The organism is Nocardia salmonicida NBRC 13393 (assembly GCF_001613085.1).
Taxonomy (GTDB): Bacteria; Actinomycetota; Actinomycetes; order Mycobacteriales; family Mycobacteriaceae; genus Nocardia; species Nocardia salmonicida.
This window is the reverse complement of sequence record NZ_BDBR01000037.1, coordinates 52,049-73,145: the sequence shown is the minus strand read 5'-3', so window position 1 is coordinate 73,145 and position 21,097 is coordinate 52,049. Positions and strand designations below refer to the sequence as shown.

General features: G+C 67.3%; 23 protein-coding genes. 8 read left to right on the top strand and 15 right to left on the bottom strand.

Translation table 11 applies throughout. The features are described from left to right. Nucleotides 1-15: 15 nt before the first annotated feature. Nucleotides 16-1,071, bottom strand: coding sequence for a ferredoxin--NADP reductase (locus NS1_RS29365; RefSeq protein WP_062989649.1), 1,056 nt, complete (start codon nt 1,069-1,071; stop codon nt 16-18). Between the two features lie 193 nt (nt 1,072-1,264). Between NS1_RS29365 and NS1_RS29355 the strand changes: the two genes are divergently transcribed. Together NS1_RS29355 and NS1_RS29350 are read left to right on the top strand one after the other, a co-directional pair. After that, on the top strand, nt 1,265-2,062 hold the full coding sequence (locus NS1_RS29355; RefSeq protein ID WP_062989645.1) for a mycofactocin-coupled SDR family oxidoreductase: 798 nt from the start codon (nt 1,265-1,267) through the stop codon (nt 2,060-2,062). A gap of 1 nt (nt 2,063) precedes the next feature. Beyond that, nucleotides 2,064-2,891 (top strand): mycofactocin-coupled SDR family oxidoreductase, encoded by an 828-nt coding sequence (locus NS1_RS29350; protein ID WP_062989641.1) that lies wholly within the window; start codon nt 2,064-2,066, stop codon nt 2,889-2,891. 4 nt (nt 2,892-2,895) lie between these two features. Here NS1_RS29350 and NS1_RS29345 read toward each other — a convergent pair whose 3' ends face one another. From NS1_RS29345 to NS1_RS29315, 7 genes are all read right to left on the bottom strand, one after another. After that, the gene (locus NS1_RS29345; protein WP_062989639.1) at nt 2,896-3,594 is read right to left on the bottom strand and encodes a hypothetical protein; all 699 of its coding nucleotides are present in this window, start codon (nt 3,592-3,594) and stop codon (nt 2,896-2,898) included. A gap of 91 nt (nt 3,595-3,685) precedes the next feature. After that, on the bottom strand, nt 3,686-4,555 hold the full coding sequence (locus NS1_RS29340; RefSeq protein WP_062989637.1) for an alpha/beta fold hydrolase: 870 nt from the start codon (nt 4,553-4,555) through the stop codon (nt 3,686-3,688). After that, a complete protein-coding gene (locus NS1_RS29335; protein ID WP_062989635.1) occupies nt 4,552-5,343 on the bottom strand; it encodes an SDR family NAD(P)-dependent oxidoreductase in 792 nt (263 codons plus the stop codon). Before NS1_RS29335 ends, NS1_RS29340 begins: the two co-directional genes overlap by 4 nt. Before the next feature lie 23 nt (nt 5,344-5,366). Further along, nucleotides 5,367-5,624, bottom strand: coding sequence for a hypothetical protein (locus tag NS1_RS29330; RefSeq protein ID WP_062989633.1), 258 nt, complete (start codon nt 5,622-5,624; stop codon nt 5,367-5,369). An 11-nt stretch (nt 5,625-5,635) separates the two neighbouring features. Then, nucleotides 5,636-7,297 (bottom strand): FAD-binding protein, encoded by a 1,662-nt coding sequence (locus tag NS1_RS29325; RefSeq protein WP_062989631.1) that lies wholly within the window; start codon nt 7,295-7,297, stop codon nt 5,636-5,638. 11 nt (nt 7,298-7,308) lie between these two features. Beyond that, complete coding sequence (locus NS1_RS29320) at nt 7,309-7,680, bottom strand: nuclear transport factor 2 family protein (RefSeq protein WP_062989629.1); 372 nt, start codon at nt 7,678-7,680, stop codon at nt 7,309-7,311. A gap of 106 nt (nt 7,681-7,786) precedes the next feature. Next, entirely contained in the window at nt 7,787-9,322 is a 1,536-nt protein-coding gene (locus tag NS1_RS29315; protein ID WP_062989737.1) for an FAD-binding protein, read from the bottom strand. A 195-nt stretch (nt 9,323-9,517) separates the two neighbouring features. On the opposite strand from NS1_RS29315, the gene NS1_RS29310 reads away from it, so the two are divergent. Further along, nucleotides 9,518-11,149 carry a flavin-containing monooxygenase gene (locus NS1_RS29310; protein ID WP_062989626.1) on the top strand — a complete coding sequence of 544 codons (1,632 nt, stop codon included), beginning with the start codon at nt 9,518-9,520 and terminating at the stop codon, nt 11,147-11,149. Between the two features lie 48 nt (nt 11,150-11,197). Here NS1_RS29310 and NS1_RS29305 read toward each other — a convergent pair whose 3' ends face one another. Continuing rightward, a complete protein-coding gene (locus tag NS1_RS29305) occupies nt 11,198-11,704 on the bottom strand; it encodes a flavin reductase family protein (RefSeq protein WP_056809639.1) in 507 nt (168 codons plus the stop codon). 129 nt (nt 11,705-11,833) lie between these two features. On the opposite strand from NS1_RS29305, the gene NS1_RS29300 reads away from it, so the two are divergent. Further along, the gene (locus tag NS1_RS29300) at nt 11,834-12,529 is read left to right on the top strand and encodes a PadR family transcriptional regulator (protein WP_056809637.1); all 696 of its coding nucleotides are present in this window, start codon (nt 11,834-11,836) and stop codon (nt 12,527-12,529) included. A gap of 20 nt (nt 12,530-12,549) precedes the next feature. Here NS1_RS29300 and NS1_RS29295 read toward each other — a convergent pair whose 3' ends face one another. Both NS1_RS29295 and NS1_RS29290 read right to left on the bottom strand, forming a co-directional pair. Beyond that, a complete protein-coding gene (locus NS1_RS29295) occupies nt 12,550-13,635 on the bottom strand; it encodes an NAD(P)H-dependent amine dehydrogenase family protein (protein WP_062989624.1) in 1,086 nt (361 codons plus the stop codon). Then, nucleotides 13,632-14,666, bottom strand: coding sequence for a Rieske 2Fe-2S domain-containing protein (locus NS1_RS29290; RefSeq protein ID WP_062989735.1), 1,035 nt, complete (start codon nt 14,664-14,666; stop codon nt 13,632-13,634). The genes NS1_RS29295 and NS1_RS29290 overlap by 4 nt, the downstream gene beginning before the upstream one ends. Nucleotides 14,667-14,890: 224 nt before the next feature. Here NS1_RS29290 and NS1_RS29285 point away from each other — a divergent pair, with 224 nt between their 5' ends. Together NS1_RS29285 and NS1_RS29280 are read left to right on the top strand one after the other, a co-directional pair. Continuing rightward, complete coding sequence (locus tag NS1_RS29285) at nt 14,891-15,445, top strand: TetR/AcrR family transcriptional regulator (protein ID WP_255284746.1); 555 nt, start codon at nt 14,891-14,893, stop codon at nt 15,443-15,445. A gap of 50 nt (nt 15,446-15,495) precedes the next feature. Continuing rightward, on the top strand, nt 15,496-15,783 hold the full coding sequence (locus NS1_RS29280; RefSeq protein WP_056809632.1) for a putative quinol monooxygenase: 288 nt from the start codon (nt 15,496-15,498) through the stop codon (nt 15,781-15,783). 72 nt (nt 15,784-15,855) lie between these two features. Here the strand turns inward: NS1_RS29280 and NS1_RS29275 are convergent, their stop codons facing one another. From NS1_RS29275 to NS1_RS29260, 4 genes are all read right to left on the bottom strand, one after another. Next, entirely contained in the window at nt 15,856-16,215 is a 360-nt protein-coding gene (locus tag NS1_RS29275) for a nuclear transport factor 2 family protein (protein ID WP_062989620.1), read from the bottom strand. 144 nt (nt 16,216-16,359) lie between these two features. Then, the gene (locus tag NS1_RS29270; RefSeq protein ID WP_084504607.1) at nt 16,360-17,355 is read right to left on the bottom strand and encodes an alpha/beta hydrolase; all 996 of its coding nucleotides are present in this window, start codon (nt 17,353-17,355) and stop codon (nt 16,360-16,362) included. A 158-nt stretch (nt 17,356-17,513) separates the two neighbouring features. After that, nucleotides 17,514-19,232: a 3-oxosteroid 1-dehydrogenase gene (gene kstD / locus NS1_RS29265; protein WP_062989618.1), complete on the bottom strand. Its 1,719-nt coding sequence runs from the start codon at nt 19,230-19,232 to the stop codon at nt 17,514-17,516. A gap of 45 nt (nt 19,233-19,277) precedes the next feature. Next, on the bottom strand, nt 19,278-19,874 hold the full coding sequence (locus NS1_RS29260) for a TetR/AcrR family transcriptional regulator (RefSeq protein WP_255284741.1): 597 nt from the start codon (nt 19,872-19,874) through the stop codon (nt 19,278-19,280). Between the two features lie 224 nt (nt 19,875-20,098). On the opposite strand from NS1_RS29260, the gene NS1_RS29255 reads away from it, so the two are divergent. Continuing rightward, nucleotides 20,099-20,446, top strand: coding sequence for a hypothetical protein (locus NS1_RS29255; RefSeq protein ID WP_062989614.1), 348 nt, complete (start codon nt 20,099-20,101; stop codon nt 20,444-20,446). Further along, nucleotides 20,439-21,071 (top strand): Dabb family protein, encoded by a 633-nt coding sequence (locus tag NS1_RS29250; RefSeq protein WP_062989731.1) that lies wholly within the window; start codon nt 20,439-20,441, stop codon nt 21,069-21,071. Before NS1_RS29255 ends, NS1_RS29250 begins: the two co-directional genes overlap by 8 nt. Nucleotides 21,072-21,097: the final 26 nt, after the last annotated feature.

Genomic DNA, 21,097 nt, shown 5'->3' with positions numbered 1-21,097 from the left:
AGCACACCTTTCGCCTCAGAAGCGGATACGGACCTGGTCGGTGCGCGGACGGGCCTGGCAGGCCAGGGCGTAGCCGGCGTCGATGTCCTCCTGATCGAGGATCGCCGCGTTGGTCATGGTCACCTCGCCGTCGACGACGGTGCACGCGCACGAACCGCATTCGCCCTCGCGGCAGGAATAGGGGACATCGAGTCCGTCGGCGAGCATCACGTCGACGAGAGTGCGCGAGCGCGGCCAGCTCAGCGCGTGCACCGTCCCGTCGAGCTCCACCTCCACGCGCGCGGCATCCTCGGCGTCGACGGGGTCGAGGGGCGTGGGCTCGGCGAAGGGATCACCGGACAGCGAGACGAATACCTCGGTGGTGATGCGCTCGCGCGGCCATCCGGCGCCGGACAGCGCCTCGGTCACCGCCGACATGAACGGGCCCGGCCCGCACACGAATGACTCGAAGGACGGATACGGCGCGGCGAACTCGGCCAGCTGCGCCGCGGTCGGCAGGCCCTGGAGGGATTCGAGCCAGTGCGCCACGGTGATTCGGCCCGGATACCGCGCGACGAGATCACGCAGGGCATCAGCGAAGATGACCGATTCCTGGTCGCGATTGGCGTAGAACAGCACCACCCGGCCCGCGCCTTGCGCCAGGGCCGAGCGCAGGATCGACATCACCGGTGTGATGCCGCTGCCCGCCGCCCATAACAGCAAATCGGTGTCGAGGGAGGACGGCGTGAAGGTTCCTTGCGGTGGCAGCACATCGAGGGTGTCGCCGACAGAGATGTTGTCGCACAACCAGTTCGAGCCGTAACCGCCGGGCGTGCGTTTGACCGTGACCTGCGGCGGATCGCCCGTGAACGGCGAACTCGCCAGCGAGTAGCAGCGCGCCACCGCCTCCGTCCGCGCGCTCGGGATACGCAGCGTGAGGAACTGGCCAGGCCGATAGGCGAAGCGGTCGGCGACCGCATCGGGCACATCGAACACCAGCGAGCGGGCATCCTCGGTCTCCTCGATCACCGCCGACACCCGCAGCGTCACCACCCGCGAGCCACGCGGAACGTCGACAGTCGCCCTCGTCACTGGTGTCCTCCTCGATCACAGAACCGGCGTTGCGGAGCAACCGTCGCAGGCCCGGCGACATTGCGGAGCCCATGGCTCCCGGTAGCCGGGAGATCGCCGCGCACAGCCCGCTGACCGGGAAGACCAGGGCGGACACGGTGGCCGACGACCCTAGCGTCGGGCTCGTGGACACCAGATATTCCGGGGGCGCCCGATGAACCGCATGCAGAACGCCGTCGCGCTGGTCACCGGCGCGGCCGGGGGAATGGGGCGCGCCCATTGCCGTCGGCTGGCCGAGGAAGGCGCCGACATCATCGCCCTCGATATCGAGGCCGCCGCGGACGAATTGGCCCAGACAGCAAGGGAAGTCGAGTCGGTGGGCCGCCTGTGCGTCACCGGCGTCGCCGACGTGCGCGATCAGGCGCAGCTCGATGTGGCCGTCGCCGACGGCGTCGCCGCACTGGGCCGCCTCGACGTGATCGTGGCCAACGCCGGCATCTACACCGACCTCGGCCTGTCCTGGGAACTGACGGACCAGGCCTGGCAGCGCACCATCGACATCAACCTCACCGGCATGTGGCACACCGTGCGGGCGGCCGTTCCGGCTCTGACCGACGGCGGCTCGGTCGTGATCGTGAGCTCCACCAACGGCATCGTCGGCGCGGCCGCGGCCGCGCACTACTCGGCGAGCAAGCACGCCGTGGTCGGCCTCGCCCGCACACTGGCCAATGAACTCGGCCCGCGCGGGATCCGGGTGAACACGGTGCATCCAGGCTCGGTCGCGACGCCGATGATCCTCAATGCCGCCGTGTACGCCAAACTGCGCCCCGACCTGCCGAATCCGACCCGCGAGGACGCGGCGGAGGCGCTCGCCCGCCGCACGATTCTCCCCGTTCCGTGGGTGGATCCGGTCGACATCAGCAATGCCGTGCTCTTCCTCGCATCCGACGAGTCCCGTTACGTGACGGGAATCCAACTCGTGGTCGATGCCGGACTTACTCAGAAGGTGTGACATGGGACGGGTTTCGGGCAAGATCGCGCTGATCACCGGCGCCGCGCGCGGCATCGGCCGCGCACAGGCGATCCGGCTGGCCGAGGAAGGCGCCGACATCGTCGCCGTCGATATCTGCGGGCCGGTCGAGACCGTGGTGTCGCCGGGAGCGACCCACGACGACCTCGCCGAGACCGTGCGCGCGGTCGAGTCGACAGGCGCGCGGATCGTCGCCGCGACCGTCGACGTCCGCGACGGCGCGGCGCTGCGGGCCGCGGTCGACGCCGCGACCGAGCAGCTGGGTGGCCTCGACATCGTCTGCGCCACCGCCGGAATCAGTTCCAGCGGCGGCGCACTGGAACTGACCGAACAGCAGTGGCAGACGATGATCGACGTCAACCTGACCAGCGTGTGGCAGACGTGCAAGGCCGCCACCCCGCACCTGATCGCGCGCGGCGGCGGCGCGATGGTCCTGACAAGCTCTATCGCCGGGCTTCGCGGCTTGGTCGGCGTCGCGCATTACACCGCCGCCAAACACGGCGTGGTGGGACTGATGCGGTCGCTGGCGAAAGAGCTCGCCCCGCACCATGTCCGGGTGAATTCGGTGCATCCGACCAATGTCGACACCCCGATGATCCAGAACGACATGGTGCGCAAGGTGTTCCGGCCCGACCGGGACAACCCCACCCGCGAGGAATTCGCCGAGGCGGCCGTGACGATGAACATGCTGCCCATCCCGTGGGTCGACCCGGTCGACATCGCCAACGCCGCCCTGTTCCTGGCCTCGGACGAGGGCCGCTACATCACCGCGGTGACGTTGCCCATCGACGCGGGCAGCACCCAGCGCTAGTGCACTAGCAACGTTCGTACTGACGCGCGAAGGGCTCCGACTCCGGGGCGACCTCGCGCTCGGATGCCGGGCAGCCGCCGACGAGGACGGCGAGCCTGGGGCCATCGCGCGTCACGATCGTGTAGTCGACCACTGCGCCGGGTCGGGCCAGGTAACGAAGGTGCCGGTCGGCGAGTTGCGTCGCCTGCGCGGTGCTGAGTTTCTCTCCGCCGGGCGGGCCGGCGTCTCCGGTGGCGGTGACGCCGTGGGTGGCCCAGTGAATCTCCGCACCGGTATCGGCCGCTGACACTCGGGTCCAGGTGTATGCCGCGTTCGCTTCCACGTCTATGCCCCGCCCGAGCCGCCAGTCCCCGGAAAAGGAGTCTGTCATCCGGTGGATCTTGAACATGGTCGAGTCGCCTCGGTAGTGCGGCGGCAGTTGCTGAGCACCCATGGCGCGCACGACAGACGCGGTCTCGGCTGGTGTGGCGCCGTCCTCGAGCCGCACGTCGAGTCGGGATGTGTAGTAGGAGTTGGGGCCGTACGGGTGGTACTGGAACGTATGTGACGCGTCGGCCACTCCCGGAAGGGCCTCGATGGCCGTCTCGATCACCCGGGACCAGCGGTCACGCTCGGCCTGATCAGGCCCTTGCGGAAAGAGCGAACATCCAGTGAGCAGGACTGCCGCCATCGTCGACACGATGGTGGGCACGGTGAAGCGCATGGCAATTGATCCTGCCGGCAGTCGGTATGAGGTCAGCCGCGAAAACTGAAATGCGCGGGCTGCCCCAGGGCGGCCCGCGCATTGTGCTGGTTCAGAGTGCGGCTTCCTCGCGAGTGAGGAAAGCCATGACCGCCGACTCGAATTCGTTCTTGCGTTCGATCATCGCCCAGTGCCCACAGTTGGGGAACACGTGCAGTTCGGCGCGCGGGATCGTGCGCATCGGGATCAGCGCCATATCGAGGGGGCTCACCCGGTCGTCGCGGCCCCAGGTGATCAGCGTGGGCGCCTGCACCTTGTGCAGCATCGCCCACGGTGGTGGGGCGTCGGAGGCTTCCATCGCGCGGACCATCATCGCGAACGCGGCCTTGCTGTACATCCGGCGGGCGCTGTCGAGGGTCGCGGGATCGGTGGCCTGGGTCCAGCGCTGCTCGATCAATTCCTCGGTGACCATCGCCGGGTCGTAGACCATCGAGTGCAGCCACTGGATCAACCGCTCGCGGGTGGGTTCCTCGGTGAACTCCTGCAGCAGCTTGATGCCCTCGCCGGGGCCGGGGCTGAAGAGGTTGCGGCCGATGCCGCCGATCGTCACCAGCTTGCCGACCCGCTCCGGATGGGCGATGGCGTAGTTGAGCGCCACGCCGCCGCCCATCGAGTTGCCGATGATGTCGACGCTGTCCACGCCGAGCGCGTCGACGAAACGGACCACCGCGTCGAGCGCGGTGACCATCGGATGGCCGCCGAAGTCGTCGCTCACCCCGAAGCCGGGGAATTCCAGGACGAGACAACGGAATCGGTCCGCGAAGGTGGCGAGATTGGCGCCGAAGTTGCGCCACCCGGTGACGCCGGGCCCCGATCCGTGCAGGAGCAGCAGCGGTGGGCCCTCGCCCGCCTCGTGGTAGCGCAGGACACCCGCGTCGGTGGTGATCTCGCGCAGTGTGCCCTCGTAGCTCAGGTCGGTCATGCGTGGGTCCCGCCGTCGATGCGGATCTCAGTGCCGGTGATGAAGGCGCCGTCCTCGGAGACGAGCATCGCGATCACGCCCGCCACCGCCGTCGGGTCACCCATGCCCGCGCCGCCGGATTCGCGGTCGGTCGGCAGGACGGGAGACAGCTTGGAGAACAGTGCCCAGTCGGAGTCGGCGGGCACGTATCCCGGAGTGGCATCGGTGATTCCGGACTTGATGCTGCCGGGCGCGACGCAGACCGCACGCAGGCCCTTGCCGCCGTACTCGAGGGCGATGGCGTGGGTGAAGGACTGGATGCCGCCCTTGCTCGCCGCGTAGGCCGCCATGTACGGGTGCGCGAACGCGGCCGAGGTGGAGCTGAAGTTCACCACCGTCGCGCGCGGGTTGGCCAGCAGCGCGGGCAGTGCCTCGCGGACCACCAGGAAGGTGCCGGTGAGGTTCACCCGGATGATCAGGTTCCACAGGTCGAGGGAGGTCTGTTCGGTGTGCGAGGCGCGCAGGATGCCCGCCGCGTTCACCAGCGAATCCAGTCCGCCGAGGTTTTCCACCGAGGCGCGCACGCCCTCGACCACCGACTGCTCGTCGCCGATATCGATCACCAGGGTGGTGAGCCGGTCCGCGGTGCCGCGCTCGGCGGCCTGTGCGCTGGTCTCGGCGAGGCCGTCAGCCGACACGTCGGCGGCGACCACCCTGGCGCCCTCGTCGAGCAGCCGCAGCGCGGTGGCCTGGCCGATGCCCGATGCGGCGCCGGTGACCAGCGTCCGGTGGTTGTCGAGTCTGTTCATGGGGTTCTCTCCTGGTCTGGGTGTCAGCCGAGTCGGCCGGGAACCGGTTCGTGGCGGAGCTGATCGGTCGCCAACGCGCCTGCGCGAACGGCGTCCTCGATGGAATCGCGCAGGGCGGGGCAGGTGGGGATCCAACTGCTGTGCTCACCGAGCGCCGCGCGCCGAGCGAACTCGGGGCACGCGGACTCGGCGTCGTCGAGCCACTGGATGCTGGTGTGGCTCGGACTGAACTTCTCGGCGAGCACCTTGTTGCCGCAGGAAGCGCATTCGACGGGTTGCATTCTCACCCGCCTCATCGCTCGCCGGCGGCATGGCGCGCGCCGATGTAGCCGAACACCATGGCCGGACCGATCGTCGCGCCCGCACCGGCGTAGTCGTTGCCCATCACCGCGGCGGAGGTGTTGCCCGCGGCGTAGAGGCCAGGAATGGGCGAGCCGTCGGCGCGCAGCACCTGGGCGTCGGCGTTGTAGACCAGTCCGCCCTTGGTGCCGAGGTCGCCGATCCGCACCCGCAGCGCGTAGTACGGACCCTTGTCCAGCACATCGAGCGCGGGCGTGGCCAGGGTCGGATCGCCGTAATAGTTGTCGTAGGCGCTCACCCCGCGACCGAAGTCCGCGTCGTGCCCGTCGCGGGCGAAACCGTTGAAACGCCCGACGGTGTCGCGCAGACTCTCGACGGGAACGCCGATCGCCGCGGCCAGGCCCTCGATGTCGGGCGCGGTCTGCATCAGGCCGCTCGTCAGCCAGGAGGACGGGAACTTCTGGCCGGGCACGATACCGCCGATGGGGTAGCGGCTCTTGGCTTTCGCGTCGAAGATCAGCCAGGCCGGATCGTGGCCGCCCTTCAGCTGGGCATGCACGAACGTCACATACGGCGACGCCTCGTTGGTGAACCGCTTGCCCGTGTTGTCGACGATGATCGAGCGCGGGATGGAACGCTCCGACACCAGCACCTGGTTGATGCCCTCGGGGCGCTGGAACGACGGCATCCACCACGCGTCGTCCATGAGATCGACTGCCGCGCCGACTTTTTCGCCCGCGATGATGCCGTCGCCGGTGTTTTCCGTCGAGGCCGCGCTGAAATTGTCGCGCCCGCCCTCGGGCAGGTGGTCCTTGCGCATGGTCTGGTTGTACTCGAAACCGCCGGTGGCCAGCAGCACACCGTCGCGCGCCCTGATCCGGATTTCGCGGCCGTCGCGCTCGGCGAGCACGCCGAGCACCGCGCCCGTGTTGTCGGTGATCAGCGAACGCAACGGGGTGTCGAGCCACAGCGGCACGCCCGCATCGCGCACCGCCAGTCGGAGCCGGGCGATCAGTGCCCGGCCGAGCGTATCCATGTGCCTGCGCAACACGATCGCCTTGATCGCCCGCAGACCGGTCAGCAGTGCCGTCCAGCGTGCCCGCCAGGTGCGGGTCACCATATTGAGCTGGACGAAGTCCTTGGAGGTGATGAACAGTCCGGGCGGCGTCGCGAGTGCGGCGGGACGCAGAAGGTCCTCGTCCGCGCCGAGCTGTTTGAGATCGACCGGCAGCGGCTCGATGGATCGGCCCGCCGGCCGTCCACCGGGTGCTTCGGGGTGATAGTCGGAATAGCCGGCGCACCACTGGAATCGCAGATGCGGGCTGGTCTCGAGGAAGGCCAGCATGCGCGGGCCCTCGTCGATGAACGCGTCGAGATTCTCCGTCGGCACCCGGTCGCCCACGACGGCGTCGAGATAGGCGCGCACGTCGGCGCGGGAATCGCCGAGGCCCTCGCGTAACAGCGTCGGGTTGTTGGGCACCCAGATGCCGCCGCCCGAGAGCGCGGTGCTGCCGCCATATACCGAGGCCTTCTCGATGACCAGGGTGTCCAGGTCGCGATCGGCGGCGGCGAGCGCGGCGGTGAGCCCGCCCGCGCCGCTGCCGACGACGAGGAAACCGACCTCGTGATCCCAGTGTTGTTCGGTCGCAGTCATGTCCGCCTCGCTCAGCCGACGACCATGTCGTCCTGGGACCAGAACGCGCGCATGCTCACGATGCGGGCGTCCTCGTCGAAGGTCATGACATCGATCGGATCGAGGGTGAAGGTCTGCTCGCCGAACTTGGTGACCACCCGGAAGCTGAACGCGGCGCTGTCGCCCGCGACGCGAATGGTGAACAGTTCGGTCGAACGCTCGAGCGGCTCGATGTTCTCGTAGAACTTCGAGATCGCCGCGTGCCCGATATGCGGCTCGGTGCCGACCGGGTCCTCCACCGTCGCGTCCTCGCGGTAGAGGGCGACGACGTCGGCGGCCGTACCGCTGCCGACGGCCTCCACATACTTGCGCACCGTCGCGCGAATGTCGTCCGCTGAAGCCATCGTGTCGCTCCTGAAATGTCGAAAGGGATGAGTCTGTGAACCGAACCACATGCGGTGGCCCGGATGCCCCGGTCTCTCCCGACCAGCGGGAGAGACCGGGAACGGGTCATTCGCCGAGGATGTGCCGAACGGCGAGGTGGCTGAACAGCATGGACGCGCCGATCGGATTGCCGCCGCCGGGGTAGACCTCGCCGCTCACCGCGGCCATGGTGTTGCCCGCGGCGTAGAGGCCGGGGATCGGTTCGCCGTCGCGGCCGAGTACCCGCGCCGCGCTGTCGGTGCGCAGACCGCCCTTGGTGCCCAGATCGGAGATGCCGAACGCCGCCGCGTGGTACGGGCCCTTCTCGATGGTCACCAGCGGCGGTTCGCCGTTGGAGAAGGCCCGGTCGTAGGCCTCGTCGCCCCGCCCGAAATCGGGATCGACGCCGGTGGGGACCATCGCGTTGAACCGCTCGACGGTGGCCTCCAGGTTCGCCGCGGGCACGCTGATCTTCACGGCGAGCTCGGCGAGGGTGTCGGCGGTGTGCCACAGCCCCGCCTCGACGTACTTCTCGGTCTCGACCATGGAGACGTTGGTGGCCTTGATCGGGGGGACCTGGCCTTCTTTGTCGTCGTAGATCATCCAGAACGGCAGGGTCAGCCCGCGCTCGCGCATCTGCCGGATGACATCGCGCCCGAGCCGGTCATACGGAGCGGACTCGTTGACGAAGCGATTGCCGTCCTGGTCGACGAAGATGCCGCCGGTGAACCACAGCGCGAACGCCGAACGCCCGTCGGGATGGGTCAGCCCTGGCGACCACCACGCCTGATCCATCAGATCGGTATCGGCGCCCGCCGCGATGCCCGCCTGGTGCGCCCTGCCCTGATTTCCCCAGGGCCCCATCGTGTCCCGTGCCCGGCCCGGCACGCCGTAGTGCTCGCGCAGTGCCTCGTTCTGCTCGAATCCACCCGCCGCGAGAATCACTCCCCGCCGGGCACGGATCGCGATCCTGGCGCCGTCGCGTTCGACGATCGCGCCGGTCACCACCCCTTCCTCGACCACCAGTTCCACCAGCGGCGAATCCAGGTGCAGCCGCGCGTGCGGGTAGCTCGAGATCGCGCGCAGCATCCGCCCGATCAGCGCCTGACCGCCGATCAGCAGGTCCTGCGGGGGAGCGCCGAGCCGGTCGGCGTCGAGCGTTCCGCGCAACGATTCGCGCAGCGGACCCATCTCCGCAGCAGGCAGCGGCGTCGGCATGATGTGGCGCTGACCGTCGAGCCGGGCCTTGGGAGCCTTCCCGAAGTAGTCCGGCCACGGCAGCACCATGAACGCGAAATGGTCGTCGGCTTCGAGGTATTCGATGAGATCGCGACCCCGCCGGACGTAGGTCTGCTGCAACTCGTCCGGGGTGCGGTCGCCGACCACGGCGCGGTAATACGTCAGCGCGTCGTCGATGGTGTCGTCGGTGCCCGCTCGCTCCAGCACCGGGTTGCAGGGAAACCACACTCCGCCGCCGCCCGAATACGCCGTCGTGCCGCCGAACTTGTCGGTCGCCTCGACCACGGCGACGCTGAGTCCCTCGCGGGCCGCGGTGTAGGCGCCGGCCAGGCCACCGCCCGACCCCGCGACCAGCACATCGACCTCGTCGTTCCAGTCCACCACTGTTTCCTCCTGGTACCACCTCGAATTGCGCTCGACGGTAGGCCCGCCGCCGGGTGCCGTGGGGCGGATCTCCCGATCACCGGGAGGGCATCGATCCGCGAATGTGCCGGTCAGCGGGAAGGGGACCTGCTCGAACGGTGCGCGCGTCCTTAGCGTCGCCGCAGAGAAACCGGTCTCCATCGAAAGGTAGGCACTGTGAACCCCGAGACCCCATCGGCACCAGCGAAAGGCCCGACCGACGTCGACGTGGTCGTCGTCGGCGCGGGCATCGCCGGCCTCTACGCGCTGCACCGCTTCCGCGGCAGCGGCCTCACCGTGCGGGTGTTCGAAGCCGGTGACGGCGTGGGCGGCGTCTGGTACTGGAACCGCTATCCGGGCGCGCGCTGCGATGTCGAGAGCGTCGACTACTCGTATTCCTTCGACGACGCCCTGCAAGAGGAATGGAACTGGAGCGAGAAATACGCCACCCAGCCCGAGATCCTTTCCTACCTCGAGCACGTCGCCGATCGCTACGACCTGCGTCGCGATATCGAATTCGGTACCCGTGTCACCGATATCGTGCTCGACGAGCAGACGCTGCGCTGGCAGGTCGACACCGACACCGGCCGCGCGGTCTCGGCCCGGTTCGTCGTGCTGGCCACCGGCCCGTTGTCGAACGCGAACACCCCGGCCATCGACGGACTCGACACCTTCGCCGGGCAGATCCTGCACACCTCGCACTGGCCGCACGAGGGGGTCGACCTCACCGGCCGCCGGGTCGGCGTGATCGGTACGGGATCCTCCGGCATCCAGACGATTCCCTGTGTGGCCGAACAGGCGCAGCGGCTGCACGTGTTCCAGCGCACCGCCAATTACAGTGTGCCCGCGGGCAATACGCCGCTGACCGAGCAGGATCGGGCGGCGCAGAAGGCGAACTATCCCGAGCGCAGGCGGCTGTCGATGGCCAGCGGCGGCGGTTCGCCGCATCAGGCGCATCCGGATTCCGCGGTCGCGGTGACCGATCGGGAACGGCGCGAGGCCTACGAGAAGCGCTGGGCGCTGGGCGGTGTGCTGTTCAGCAAGACCTTCCCCGACCAGCTGACCACCCTCGCCGCCAACGACACCGCGCGGGAATTCTGGGAGGAGAAGGTGCGGGCCGTGATCGAGGACCCGCGCGTCGCCGATCTGCTCGTTCCGCGCGACCACCCCATCGGCACCAAGCGGATCTGCACCGACACGAACTACTACCAGACCTTCAACCGCGACAATGTCGAGCTGGTCGACCTGAAGGCCACGCCGATCACCCGGATCGACTCCGCGGGCGTGCACACCACCGACGCGCACTATCCGCTTGACACCCTGGTGCTCGCGACCGGATTCGACGCGATGACCGGCTCGGTCTCGCGGATGAACATCGTCGGCCGGGGTGGCGAGACACTCAACCAGGCGTGGCGGGAAGGGCCGAAAACCTATCTGGGACTGGGGATGGCGGGCTTTCCGAACCTGTTCAACCTCACCGGGCCCGGCAGCCCGTCGGTGCTGGCCAATATGGTGCTGCACTCGGAACTGCACGTCGACTGGGTGGCCGAGGCCATCGGCTTCCTCGACGGCAGGGGAGCGGTGGCGCTCGAGGCACGCCAGGACGCGGTGTCGGAGTGGGTGCTCGAATGCGTCGACCGGGCCGCGGGAACGCTGATGACACAGGCGAATTCGTGGTATCTGGGCGCGAATATCGAGGGCAGGCCGCGGGTGTTCATGCCCTTCGTCGGCGGCTTCGGCGTCTACGGGAAGATCATCGCCGAGGTCGCGGCCGCCGGGTACAAGGGTTTCGACGTCATCGAGGCGTGACACACGACAACGGGGTGGTCCGGCATGGACCACCCCGTCGTCGTCGGATCAGGACGCGAAGCCGCCGAACCCGCCCTTGTAGAACAGCAGCGGCTCGGCGCCCTCGGTGGCCCGCAGGTCACCGATGCGGGCGAGCACCACGGTGTGGTCGCCCGCATCGTGCTCGAGCTCGACGGTCACCTCGATCTGGGCCAGCGCCCCGGCCAGCGCGGGCGCGCCGTTGCCGGCCCTGTCCCACTCGACACCGGCGAACTTGTCGGCGCCGCTCACCGCGAACTGACGACACAGCGCGCTCTGGTCCTGCGCCAGGATGTTGATGCACAGGGCGCCCGCCTCGCGTAGCAGCGGCCAGCTGGTCGAACTCTTGGCCGGGCAGAACGACACGTACGGCGGGTCCAGCGACACCGACACCACCGACTGACAGGTGAAGCCGAGCGGTCGCGTGCCGTCGTGGGCGGCGATCACCGCGACGCCGGTCGCGAAGTGACCGAGCACTCTGCGTAGGTCCGCGGGTGCCGGGATACCGGCGTCGACGACGACGTTGTCCGCATTCATAGGGGTCCTTCCGAACGGAATTCGATGTTTCCCAGAATCCGGGAAGATCGGGGCGCGGCTCAAGACGGCCTCCCGGTCAGCGGTTGTTGACGGGTGAATTCCGACAATGCCGGTTGCTAGCATTCAGCAATGGCTACCCCTGACCCCGATACCGGCGTGCCGAATCTGCCGCCGACCAGCTGGGCGGTGCTCGCCATGCTCTCGTACGAGGAGGAGATCTCCGGCTACGACCTGAAGAAATGGGCCGATTGGAGCCTGCGCTACATCTATTGGACCCCGTCCTACAGTCAGATCTACGCCGAGCTGAAGAAGCTAGAGCAGCACGGCTTCGCGAGTTCGCGCCTCGACCCCGACAACACCATGCGCGCCAGGCGGCTCTACCAGATCACCGCGGAGGGTCGGGCCGCGGTGACCACGTGGTGGAACAAGGCGCCCGTCGATCCGTCGGTACTCAAACACCACGTGCTGCTGCGCGTCATGTTCGGCCATCTCGGGTCCCCGGATCGGCTCAAGCAGATCCTGCACGACCATATCGCCGATGTCGACAAACTCGCGCAACGCGCCGCGATCGATGCCGAAGCCGCGAAATCCGAACCGGGCTGGGCTTATTCGCAGCTGGTACTGCAATGGGCGCAGCGCCATTACGCGACCGAACGCGACCTCGCCCAGCAGTTGATCGATGACATCGACAACGCGGCCACCACATTGGCCGACGCCGAACACGACGACCGCGCCGAATACCCCCATCCGACGCCGGGACGTTGGCGCGAGATCGAGCAGCGTGTGCGCGCGGAAGAACTCGAGCAGCACGACCCGGCAGACTAGGCCGTGTTTCCAGTCCTGGCTCAGATCTTGAAGCGTCCCGCGAAGGCTCGCAAGGGAAGGTCCGCGCTGGTGATGATTCCGGCGGGCGCCGCGACCACCGAGGTGATGGCGTTGAGTGCGGGCAGCCCGGTCACGGTCATGCCGATCGAGGCGAAGTTGCTCGGATCCGACAGGTCGAACCCTTTGCGAGGAAAGATCATGTGCTTGCTGTAGATGTTGGGATCGCCGGTCACCTCAGTGATGTAGCAGCCCTTGATATTCCACGCCGGATCGGTGTGCGGGGTCATTTGCCATTCGAGATGTGATTCCACCCGCGCGACTCCGTCGACCATGCCCTGGTACTTGATGTAGTTGGCGCCCAATGACCCTTTCGGCAGGAAGTACCAGCCGAGATCGACGTCCTCGGTGCAGGCGCCGAGTTCGTACCCGAACCGCACTTCGTCGAGTTCGAGGCCGAAGGCATCGGCCATCAGGTAGACGGCGTCGGCGAAGACCGCGGTGTATTTGTGCAGCGATTCCCCGATCGTGGGATCGTCGATCGGGCGCCCGTACCCGACGGCCTTCCAGGTGTCGACCGAGTGGTGACACGAGACGTCGACCGATTCGGTGACGGTGATGTTCTCGATCTCGGAAACATCGGCGGTATGCACGATTCCGAGGATCTGACTCAGTCCCGGGTTCATGCCGGTGCCGTAGAAGGTGGCATTGCCGCGCTCGCACGCGGCCGCGATCACCTCGCTGACCTTCCTGCCGGAAGGGTGCGGATGGTTGGTGTCGCGGTGGAAACCGGTGATCCAGTCCGCGGTGGTCACCACATCGATGCCTGCCTCGAGGACTTTCTCGTAGAGGTCCTCGTCGGGAAATACTCCGTGAAAGGTGAGCACATCGGGTCGTGCGGCGATGATCTGCTCCACCGAGCCGGTAGCGGTTACTCCGATCGGACCGATACCGACGATCTCCCCGGCGTCGCGTCCGATCTTGTCGGGCGAATAGCAATGCAGTCCGACCAGTTCGAGATCGGGATGCTGCTGGATGCGGCCGATCATCTCGGTGCCGAGATTGCCGGTCGCCACCTGGAATACACGGACTCTGCCGGAGGTGCTCATGATGTGAATCCTTGTGTCGCGGGTCGCTGGTCGGGAGCTGTGGCTGCGCCGTTGTCGGGATAGAACTGGGCGGCCCACGCGCGCAACGCGGTGAACCCGTCGAATTCCTTGCGCGACAACGCTGGTGGGTCGGAATAGCGCTGATGCGCCCAAATGTGGATGTCGGCGGCGAACTGCTCGATCACGTAGGCGGCCATCGTCTTGCCGTAGGTGCTGATCTCGGGGCTGTCGTCGCCGGGTTCGCGTCCGATCCAGACGGTGAAGCGGACGTCGCAGGTGGCATCGTCGACCGGTGTCACCGCGGGCATGGTGCGGTTGTCGACCATGCCCCAACTCTTGGTGACCGTGCAGCCCAGGCCCGCGTTGATCGATTCGACTCCGCTGTTGACGTCGTTCTCGGCGATGCCGGCGTCGAAGGCGATGGTGAAGTCCACGAACGACACCGGCCCGGAGAAGTCGTGGCGAGTGAAATCCGGGACGAACGGTGTTTTGTGCACGAACTTGAAGTGGGCGAAGTCGACACCGTTCTCCAGCACGTACTGCGGATGGAGTTCCAGCTGCTGCCGATAGAGCGTCGCGACGGGTACCGGCTGGTAGTAGTCCTGGGCGGTCTTGTCGTCGCCGAAGTCCGCGAAGATATCGGGCACCTCGAAATAGGGGGCCCGGCCCTGGGTGTCGTACCAGATCCACACCGCCTCGTTGCGTTCCACCACCGGATAGCTGCGGATGCGGCGACCCTTGTTCGGATGGCTCTCGTACGGGATGCAGACATTGCGCCCTTCGCGGTTCCATTCCCAGCCGTGGAACGGGCACACCAGATTCTCGCCCTCGACATGCCCGCCGTAGCCGAGGTGGGCGCCCAGATGCTCGCAATAGGCGTCGAATACCGCGATCCGGCCGGAAGTCGAACGCCAGGCGACCATTTCGCGCCCGAAATACTTCATCCGGTGGACGGCGCCTGCGGTGATCTCGGCGCACCACGCCACTTGGAACCAACCTGTCGGCTCCATGGGCAGGGGTGTTTTGGCCATCGGAATCCTCCAGAGGCACCCGGTGCGTGCCGACGCGGTCATGGGCTGTTCGGTGTGATGCCGACCACAGAACGAAATTAGAATAGAACCCTCTATCAAAAAATACAAGAGGGTTCGGTGAAACTGGAACGGGCAGCTCGGAGCGGCTAGAGTCGAGCCTCGTGACAGGACCGGCGATCGGTGGGCGACGCGCGAACAGGCGTGGTATCGAATCGCGAGACAGCATGATCAAGGCGGCTATCGCCTCGTTGGCCACCGGCGATCCCGCAGCGGTATCGGGCAACCGCATCGCTCGCGATATCGGTGCCACCTGGGGTGTGGTCAAGTACCAGTTCGGTGATATCGACGGCCTGTGGGCCGCGGTGCTGCGCTACACCGCCGACAAACGCGGCGACCTACCCGCGAATCTGCGGCCGGACGGGACATTGCGCGAACGGGTCGCTGCCCTTGTCGACGCCATGGCCGTCGGCCTGCGCACGCCGGAATCACTGGCCATCGAGACGTTGCGCGCCGCGCTACCGCGCGAGCAGGCCGAACTCGAACGCGAGTTCCCGCTCACCGCCGCGGAATTGTCGTCGTGGAAACCGAACTGGGACGATGCCTGTCACCGTGCGTTCGCGGATCTGGGGGTCGACCCGGTCAGGGTGCGGCAGGTGGCCGCGCTGATCCCCGCGGCGATGCGCGGCATCACCTCCGAACGCACGCTCGGCACCTACGGCAACCTCGAGGATGCCCTCGCCGGGCTCACCGGCAGCATCGTGGCCTATCTACAGACCTGAGCCAGGCGCGCCCGATCGCGGGTAGCGTCGCACCGAAAAGGAGAGAAATCATGATCGCAGTCATCGCCGAGGTCACCGTCAAAGCCGGTGCGGGTGCGGAGTTCGAAGCCGTCGTCGCCGATCTCATCGAACAGATCAAGGCCAACGAGCCGGGCAATCTGACCTACCAATTGGTGCGTTCGCGCACCGATGCCGAGCACTACCGGTTCTTCGAACTGTATGCCGACGACGCTGCTGTCGAAGCCCACGGCCGGTCGGACCATTTCCGCGCGGCGGGCAAGTTGATGGCTCCCTTGCTGGCGGGTGCGCCGAAGATCGAGTACTTCACCGCGGTCTGAACCCGAACCGGCCGCGCCGGTGGTGAACTGGCCTCGATCTTTCTCGAGCCGACCGCGCCGACGACAAGACTGTCAATCCGTCGTGCTGGCGTGTGCCGCGATAATCCGCCAGCCATGCGTATCGTCGTGCACCCAGGAACGCGTGTAACGCATCCTGGCTCCGAAAGGCTCGCCGTTGACGGTCCCCTCGACGGTCCCGAGAAACCAGGTCACCCCGGCACGCCCGTCGGTGAGTACGCTCAGCTCTTCCTCGACCAAGGCCGTCATCACCTGCGTCCGGGTGCGGTGAAGCTCTAGGTCATCGGCCTTGGTGTAGGTGTCCGCGCCGAAGGTGAAGATCAACCGGTCATCCAGCAGATGATCCAGCGCCTGCACATCACCAGCAAGTTGCGCTGCCTGCAACCGGCGCTCAGCGTCGCGTAAGTTCTCCATGCGCCTCACCCTGCCAGCCGATGTCGTACTCGCGCCACGATGTTCGCGCTCGGCTGAGGCCGTGGCGACCGGCGCGAAGTGGCCTCGAATCGAGGGGATCGAGGTTCCAGGCGGGTCGCCATGAATTTCGGCGATCGGCCGAGGCTAGTGGTTTCGCTCGCCCCGGCCATCGGCGGATCCCGGGAGGTCGAGCATCTCGCGCACCATGGCCCAGATCTCTTTGCGTGCGGACACGGTGGCGGCCAGCGACGGGATGCTGAGGAATCCGTGGAACAGCCCGTTGTAGCGGCGATGCCGGACCGCGACACCGTCGGTTGCCAAGCGCTGGGCGTAGGCGTCGCCTGAGGCGCAGGGTGGGTCGAGTTCAGCGGTGATCACGACGGCGGGCGGTAGACCGGCGAGTGAGTCGGCCCTGGTCGGCACGAGGCGAACGTCGTCGGTGCCGTTCGGGGCGTAGTTCTGCCAGTACCAACGCATCGCGCTGGTCGTGTTGTAGTGGCCGGTGCCGAAACGCCGGTAGGACTCGGTCTCGAGATCGTCGTCGATCACCGGATAGATCAGGATCTGCCCCGCGAGTCGCGGACCGCCGCCGTCTCTGGTGGCGATGGCCACGGTGGCCGCGAGATTGCCTCCCGCGCTGTCACCGGCCAGTGCGATCCGGGCCGGATCACCGCCGTAGGAACCGGCGTTCTCCGCGGCCCACCGCAGCGCCGCGAACATGTCGTCGTGCGCCGCGGGGCCGGGATGCTCCGGTGCGAGCCGGTAGTCGACCGAGATCACCAGCGCGCCGACACCGGCCGCCATCGAGCGGCAGAACTCGTCGTGGCTGTCGAGATCGCAGAATACGAAGCCGCCGCCGTGGGCGAACACGATAACCGGCAGTGCCCCACCGTCGTGATGGGGACGGAACACGCGCAGTGGCAGTGGGCCGCCGGGTCCGTCGATCGTGAGGTCGCGCGCTCGGCGCATCTCGGGAAGTCGTTGCAGTGGAGCGCGTCTGGCGCGGAGCGCGGCGCGGACATCGGCCGCGGACATCGTGGCGACATCGGGGAATCCGGCGTCGAGCGTGGCGAGCATGGCCGCGACCTCCGGATCGGGAACCGCACCCGGCCCGGTGGTCGGGAAAGTTCGCACAGTCACTGGTCCTCCTGGTCTTCGGCGGCGCGATCGGCGGTCGAGCCCGTCGTCGGCCTCACCGTAGAACCGGTGCGGCGCGATCCGAACCGCGTTCTCCCACTGGGCGGAAACACCAGGTCGATGCCCGTCGACTCGGTCGACCGATAGTGGTCGCGGATGCGTCACCCGTTGTTCTGATTTGCGGTGCGCAGTGCGCGGTGTCCGGTAGTGGCGATGTGGTGGGCGGCGAGGTAGGCGAAGACGATCGCGGGTCCGATGGTGGCGCCGGGTCCGGCATAGGTGTAGCCCATGACCGGTGTCGCGGTGGTGCCCGCGGCGTAGAGGCCTTCGATGACGGTGTGGTCGGCGCGCAGGACTCGGCTGTGTGTGTCGGTGACCAGGCCGCCTTTCGTGCCGAGGTCGCCGGGCACCAGGCGGGCGGCGTAATAGGGGCCGGTGGCCAAGGCGCCGAGGTTGGGATTGGGGTGTTGACGGGGGTCGCCGTAGTAACGGTCGTAGGCGCTGTCGCCTCGACCGAAGTCCTCGTCGACACCGGTGCGGGCGAAGGTGTTGAACCGGTTCACCGTGCCGGTGAGTCGCTCGGCGGGCACGCCGATCTTGTCGGCGAGTTCGCCGATGGTGGCGGCGCGGGCGAGCACACCGGCATCGAACCAACGCCGGGGCAGGGATTGTCGCGGGGGAAGGCCCGCGAACAGGTAGCGGTTGCGGTAGCGCTGGTCGAAGATCAGCCAAGCGGGCAGGTTTTCCGCTGGACCGTCGCCCTGTCCGTATTCTCCGCCGTACATGCGATGTACGGCATCGACATAGGGCAATGATTCATTCATGAACCGTTGGCCGCGGTCGTTGACGATGAGGCTGCCGGGCAGATTCCGTTCAGCCAGGCAGAACCACGGTTGACGAGGTAACGGGATCGCTGGTCCCCACCAGGAGTCGTTCATGAATCCGGTCGCCGCGCCCACAGTGGCACCGGCAGCGATACCGTCGCCGGTGTTGGCGGCGGCGCCGACGGTCCACTCCGAGCCGATGGGTGCGCGCTGATGTAGTTGGCGGAGAGCAGAATTGCGTTCGAAGCCGCCACACGCCAAGATCACCCCGGCTCGCGCGGTGATGCGGTGTTCACGGCCGCCACGGCGCACGATCGCACCGGTGACTCGGTCATCGGTGCGGATCAACTCGAGAAGTGGGGTGTCGAGCAGCAGCGGGACCCCGGCGTCGAGCATCCCTGTCCGCAACATGGCGCTCAACGCCTGGCCGCGAGCGAGTAGGTGACGGCCTCGGACGCGAGCGGTGAGCCAGCGGGCGGCGATTCGGATCGCGTGCCAGGGCGCACGGGGATTGCGCAACCCGAGATGGATCTGACGGAAGTCGGCCTGGGTGAGCACGAAATTGCGGGGGGCCTTGGAGTAATCGGGTTCGAGGGTGGCCAACTCCGCACCAAGCCCTCGGGCGTCGAAGGGGGAAGGTTCGATGGAACGCCCGTGGCTGCGACCACCTTCGGCCTCGGGGTAGTAGTCGCTGTAACCAGGCACCCACCGCATCCGCAGCGGGCTGTGGGCAGTGAGGAAGTCGAATACCTGCGGCCCGTGGTCGATATAGGTGTCGATCTTGTCCTTGTCGACTGCTGGGCCGATGATGTCGGTCAGATAGGTGCGCGCGGCCTCGAGGTCGTCATCAGGCGCTTCCTGGCGCAGCACGGTATTGCCCGGAATCCAGACGCCACCTCCGGACCTGGCGGTGGATCCGCCCCAATGGGTGGCCTTTTCGACGACGAGTACCGAAAGCCCGTGGTGGGCAGCGGTGATCGCGGCGGTCATCCCGGCGGCGCCGGAGCCGACCACCAGTACGTCGACGGTGTCGGTATCGCTGTGTTCTGGGTGCATGACCGGTGGATTCCTATCTGTGAAATACATTGGGAGCCAAGGAGATCAAGCCTCGGCGCTACGCCATCGAGGGCCATGAACTGCGGCCAGCGCGGATTCCATACACATCGGCAGCGACGTCGCCGGGTCTTGTGCGTCGCGTAGCCATTGCAGGAGACCGAACTCCGCGGCCGCGAGCATCAGATGCACCAACAGTCCCGGCGTGGGATCGGCCTCGGGATCGCGTGACATCCGGTTGGCGACGAGTTCGACCAACCGGACCCGATGATCGGGCGGGATCAACGTGACCCGCTCCAGCAGGTGCGGTGCTGTCGTGAACGCCGCTCGCCACTGCTCGAGCTCCTCGACCGCCATGGACGTCGAACGCGCCAGGATCGCCCCAGCCAACGCGATATCGGCCGGCTCGTCTCCGGGCCGGGCCTCTAACAGGCCGGCGATACCGGCACCTCCTTCCCGCACCGGTTCGAGCAGCAGATCCTCCTTGCTCCGCACATGCCGGAAATACGTACTCGGCGAAACCCCCGCCTCTGTCGCGATCTGCTCGGTGGTCACCGCCTCGAACCCCGACCGTGCGAACAACCCGTAGGCCGCCCGCTGAATGTCGTCGCGAACCCGACGACGTTGCCGATCGCGCAATGACACCGCCCACCACCCTTCGAGAACCGTGCGACGAACTATCCACCGCATCACTGGTGAAAGTATCACTCGACATGACAGTCACTGTCAATATGGTTCTTAGTGTCAATAAGTTGGTCACGAATACGCCCTAGCGAGCGTCGGGTTCGAGTGACCGGCCCATGGCCGCGTTCTCCCACTGGGCGGAAACACCAGGTCGATGCCCGTCGGCGGCTGCCTACGGTCGGCGGATGGAAGCCACGAAGGTCTACGTGATCGACACCGTAGTGACGAAGCCGGGCCGCGCCAGAGAATTCGTCGACGCCTATCTGCGCGACTACGCGCCGGGCGCGCGAGAACGCGGCATGGTGCTGGAGCGGATCGTGGTGAGTCCGCCGGTGTGGTTCCCGGACGAGTCGAACACGGTCATCGCGAGTTGGGTGCTCGAGGGTGCTCAGGGCTGGTGGGCGATGACCTGGCAGGGGCGTCCCGACGAGTCGGTGCGGCAGTGGTGGGCCACGGCGGCGGACCTGATCGTCGAACGGACTCGCGCCACCGGTGCGCTCGCCGCCGATGTCGACAGGCTCGGCGATGTTTGAGGTGACGCGGCTGGTGCATCTCTCGCCCGACGTCGACCCCTGCGCACGTGACCGGTTGATGACCGGGCTGCGTGGAATCGCCGCTCCGGTGGCGCGCCGCGTGTTGGTCCAACCCACGTTGCCGGGAGTCCGCAACGGCGGTGATGTGCTGGTGCACCTGCGCTTCGACGAGTCCGCCGACTGGACGGGGACCACTGCCGAGGTGGACGCGTTGCTGAGCGAGACCCCGGTGGCCCACGTCGACGGCGTCGAATATCAGGGCGGCACAACGGGTATCGCCGAACCGGACGCCACCGGATCGGTGTACCGGGTCCTGCTGCTACGCGTCGCGCCGGGCACACCGCGCGCGACGATCGAGCGCTTCGAAGCGGACCTACTGCGGATGCCCCGCTACCTAGCGAGCATCCGGTCCTGGCAGTTGAGCCGGGTCGCGCGCGGTACCGGATCCTCGCCGTGGACGCATGTCTGGGAACAGGAGTTCACCGACCTGGACGGCCTCACCGGCCCCTATCTGATGCATCCCGTCCACTGGGCGTACGTCGACCGATGGTTCGATCCCGAATGCCCCGAAGTGATTGTCCGCGACCGTATCTGCCACAGCTTCTGCGTGAACAGTCCGGCCTGACCCCTCGCGCCGGTCGCCGCCCGCAT

What these genes read in the sequence shown, in the direction of transcription:
- NS1_RS29355 (WP_062989645.1), top strand. Translation starts at nt 1,265, where the DNA reads ATGAACCGCATGCAGAACGCCGTCGCGCTGGTCACCGGCGCGGCCGGG.
- NS1_RS29350 (WP_062989641.1), top strand. Translation starts at nt 2,064, where the DNA reads ATGGGACGGGTTTCGGGCAAGATCGCGCTGATCACCGGCGCCGCGCGC.
- NS1_RS29345 (WP_062989639.1), bottom strand. Translation starts at nt 3,594, where the DNA reads ATGCGCTTCACCGTGCCCACCATCGTGTCGACGATGGCGGCAGTCCTG.
- NS1_RS29340 (WP_062989637.1), bottom strand. Translation starts at nt 4,555, where the DNA reads ATGACCGACCTGAGCTACGAGGGCACACTGCGCGAGATCACCACCGAC.
- NS1_RS29335 (WP_062989635.1), bottom strand. Translation starts at nt 5,343, where the DNA reads ATGAACAGACTCGACAACCACCGGACGCTGGTCACCGGCGCCGCATCG.
- NS1_RS29330 (WP_062989633.1), bottom strand. Translation starts at nt 5,624, where the DNA reads ATGCAACCCGTCGAATGCGCTTCCTGCGGCAACAAGGTGCTCGCCGAG.
- NS1_RS29325 (WP_062989631.1), bottom strand. Translation starts at nt 7,297, where the DNA reads ATGACTGCGACCGAACAACACTGGGATCACGAGGTCGGTTTCCTCGTC.
- NS1_RS29320 (WP_062989629.1), bottom strand. Translation starts at nt 7,680, where the DNA reads ATGGCTTCAGCGGACGACATTCGCGCGACGGTGCGCAAGTATGTGGAG.
- NS1_RS29305 (WP_056809639.1), bottom strand. Translation starts at nt 11,704, where the DNA reads ATGAATGCGGACAACGTCGTCGTCGACGCCGGTATCCCGGCACCCGCG.
- NS1_RS29300 (WP_056809637.1), top strand. Translation starts at nt 11,834, where the DNA reads ATGGCTACCCCTGACCCCGATACCGGCGTGCCGAATCTGCCGCCGACC.
- NS1_RS29295 (WP_062989624.1), bottom strand. Translation starts at nt 13,635, where the DNA reads ATGAGCACCTCCGGCAGAGTCCGTGTATTCCAGGTGGCGACCGGCAAT.
- NS1_RS29290 (WP_062989735.1), bottom strand. Translation starts at nt 14,666, where the DNA reads ATGGCCAAAACACCCCTGCCCATGGAGCCGACAGGTTGGTTCCAAGTG.
- NS1_RS29285 (WP_255284746.1), top strand. Translation starts at nt 14,891, where the DNA reads ATGATCAAGGCGGCTATCGCCTCGTTGGCCACCGGCGATCCCGCAGCG.
- NS1_RS29280 (WP_056809632.1), top strand. Translation starts at nt 15,496, where the DNA reads ATGATCGCAGTCATCGCCGAGGTCACCGTCAAAGCCGGTGCGGGTGCG.
- NS1_RS29275 (WP_062989620.1), bottom strand. Translation starts at nt 16,215, where the DNA reads ATGGAGAACTTACGCGACGCTGAGCGCCGGTTGCAGGCAGCGCAACTT.
- kstD (WP_062989618.1), bottom strand. Translation starts at nt 19,232, where the DNA reads ATGCACCCAGAACACAGCGATACCGACACCGTCGACGTACTGGTGGTC.
- NS1_RS29255 (WP_062989614.1), top strand. Translation starts at nt 20,099, where the DNA reads ATGGAAGCCACGAAGGTCTACGTGATCGACACCGTAGTGACGAAGCCG.
- NS1_RS29250 (WP_062989731.1), top strand. Translation starts at nt 20,439, where the DNA reads ATGTTTGAGGTGACGCGGCTGGTGCATCTCTCGCCCGACGTCGACCCC.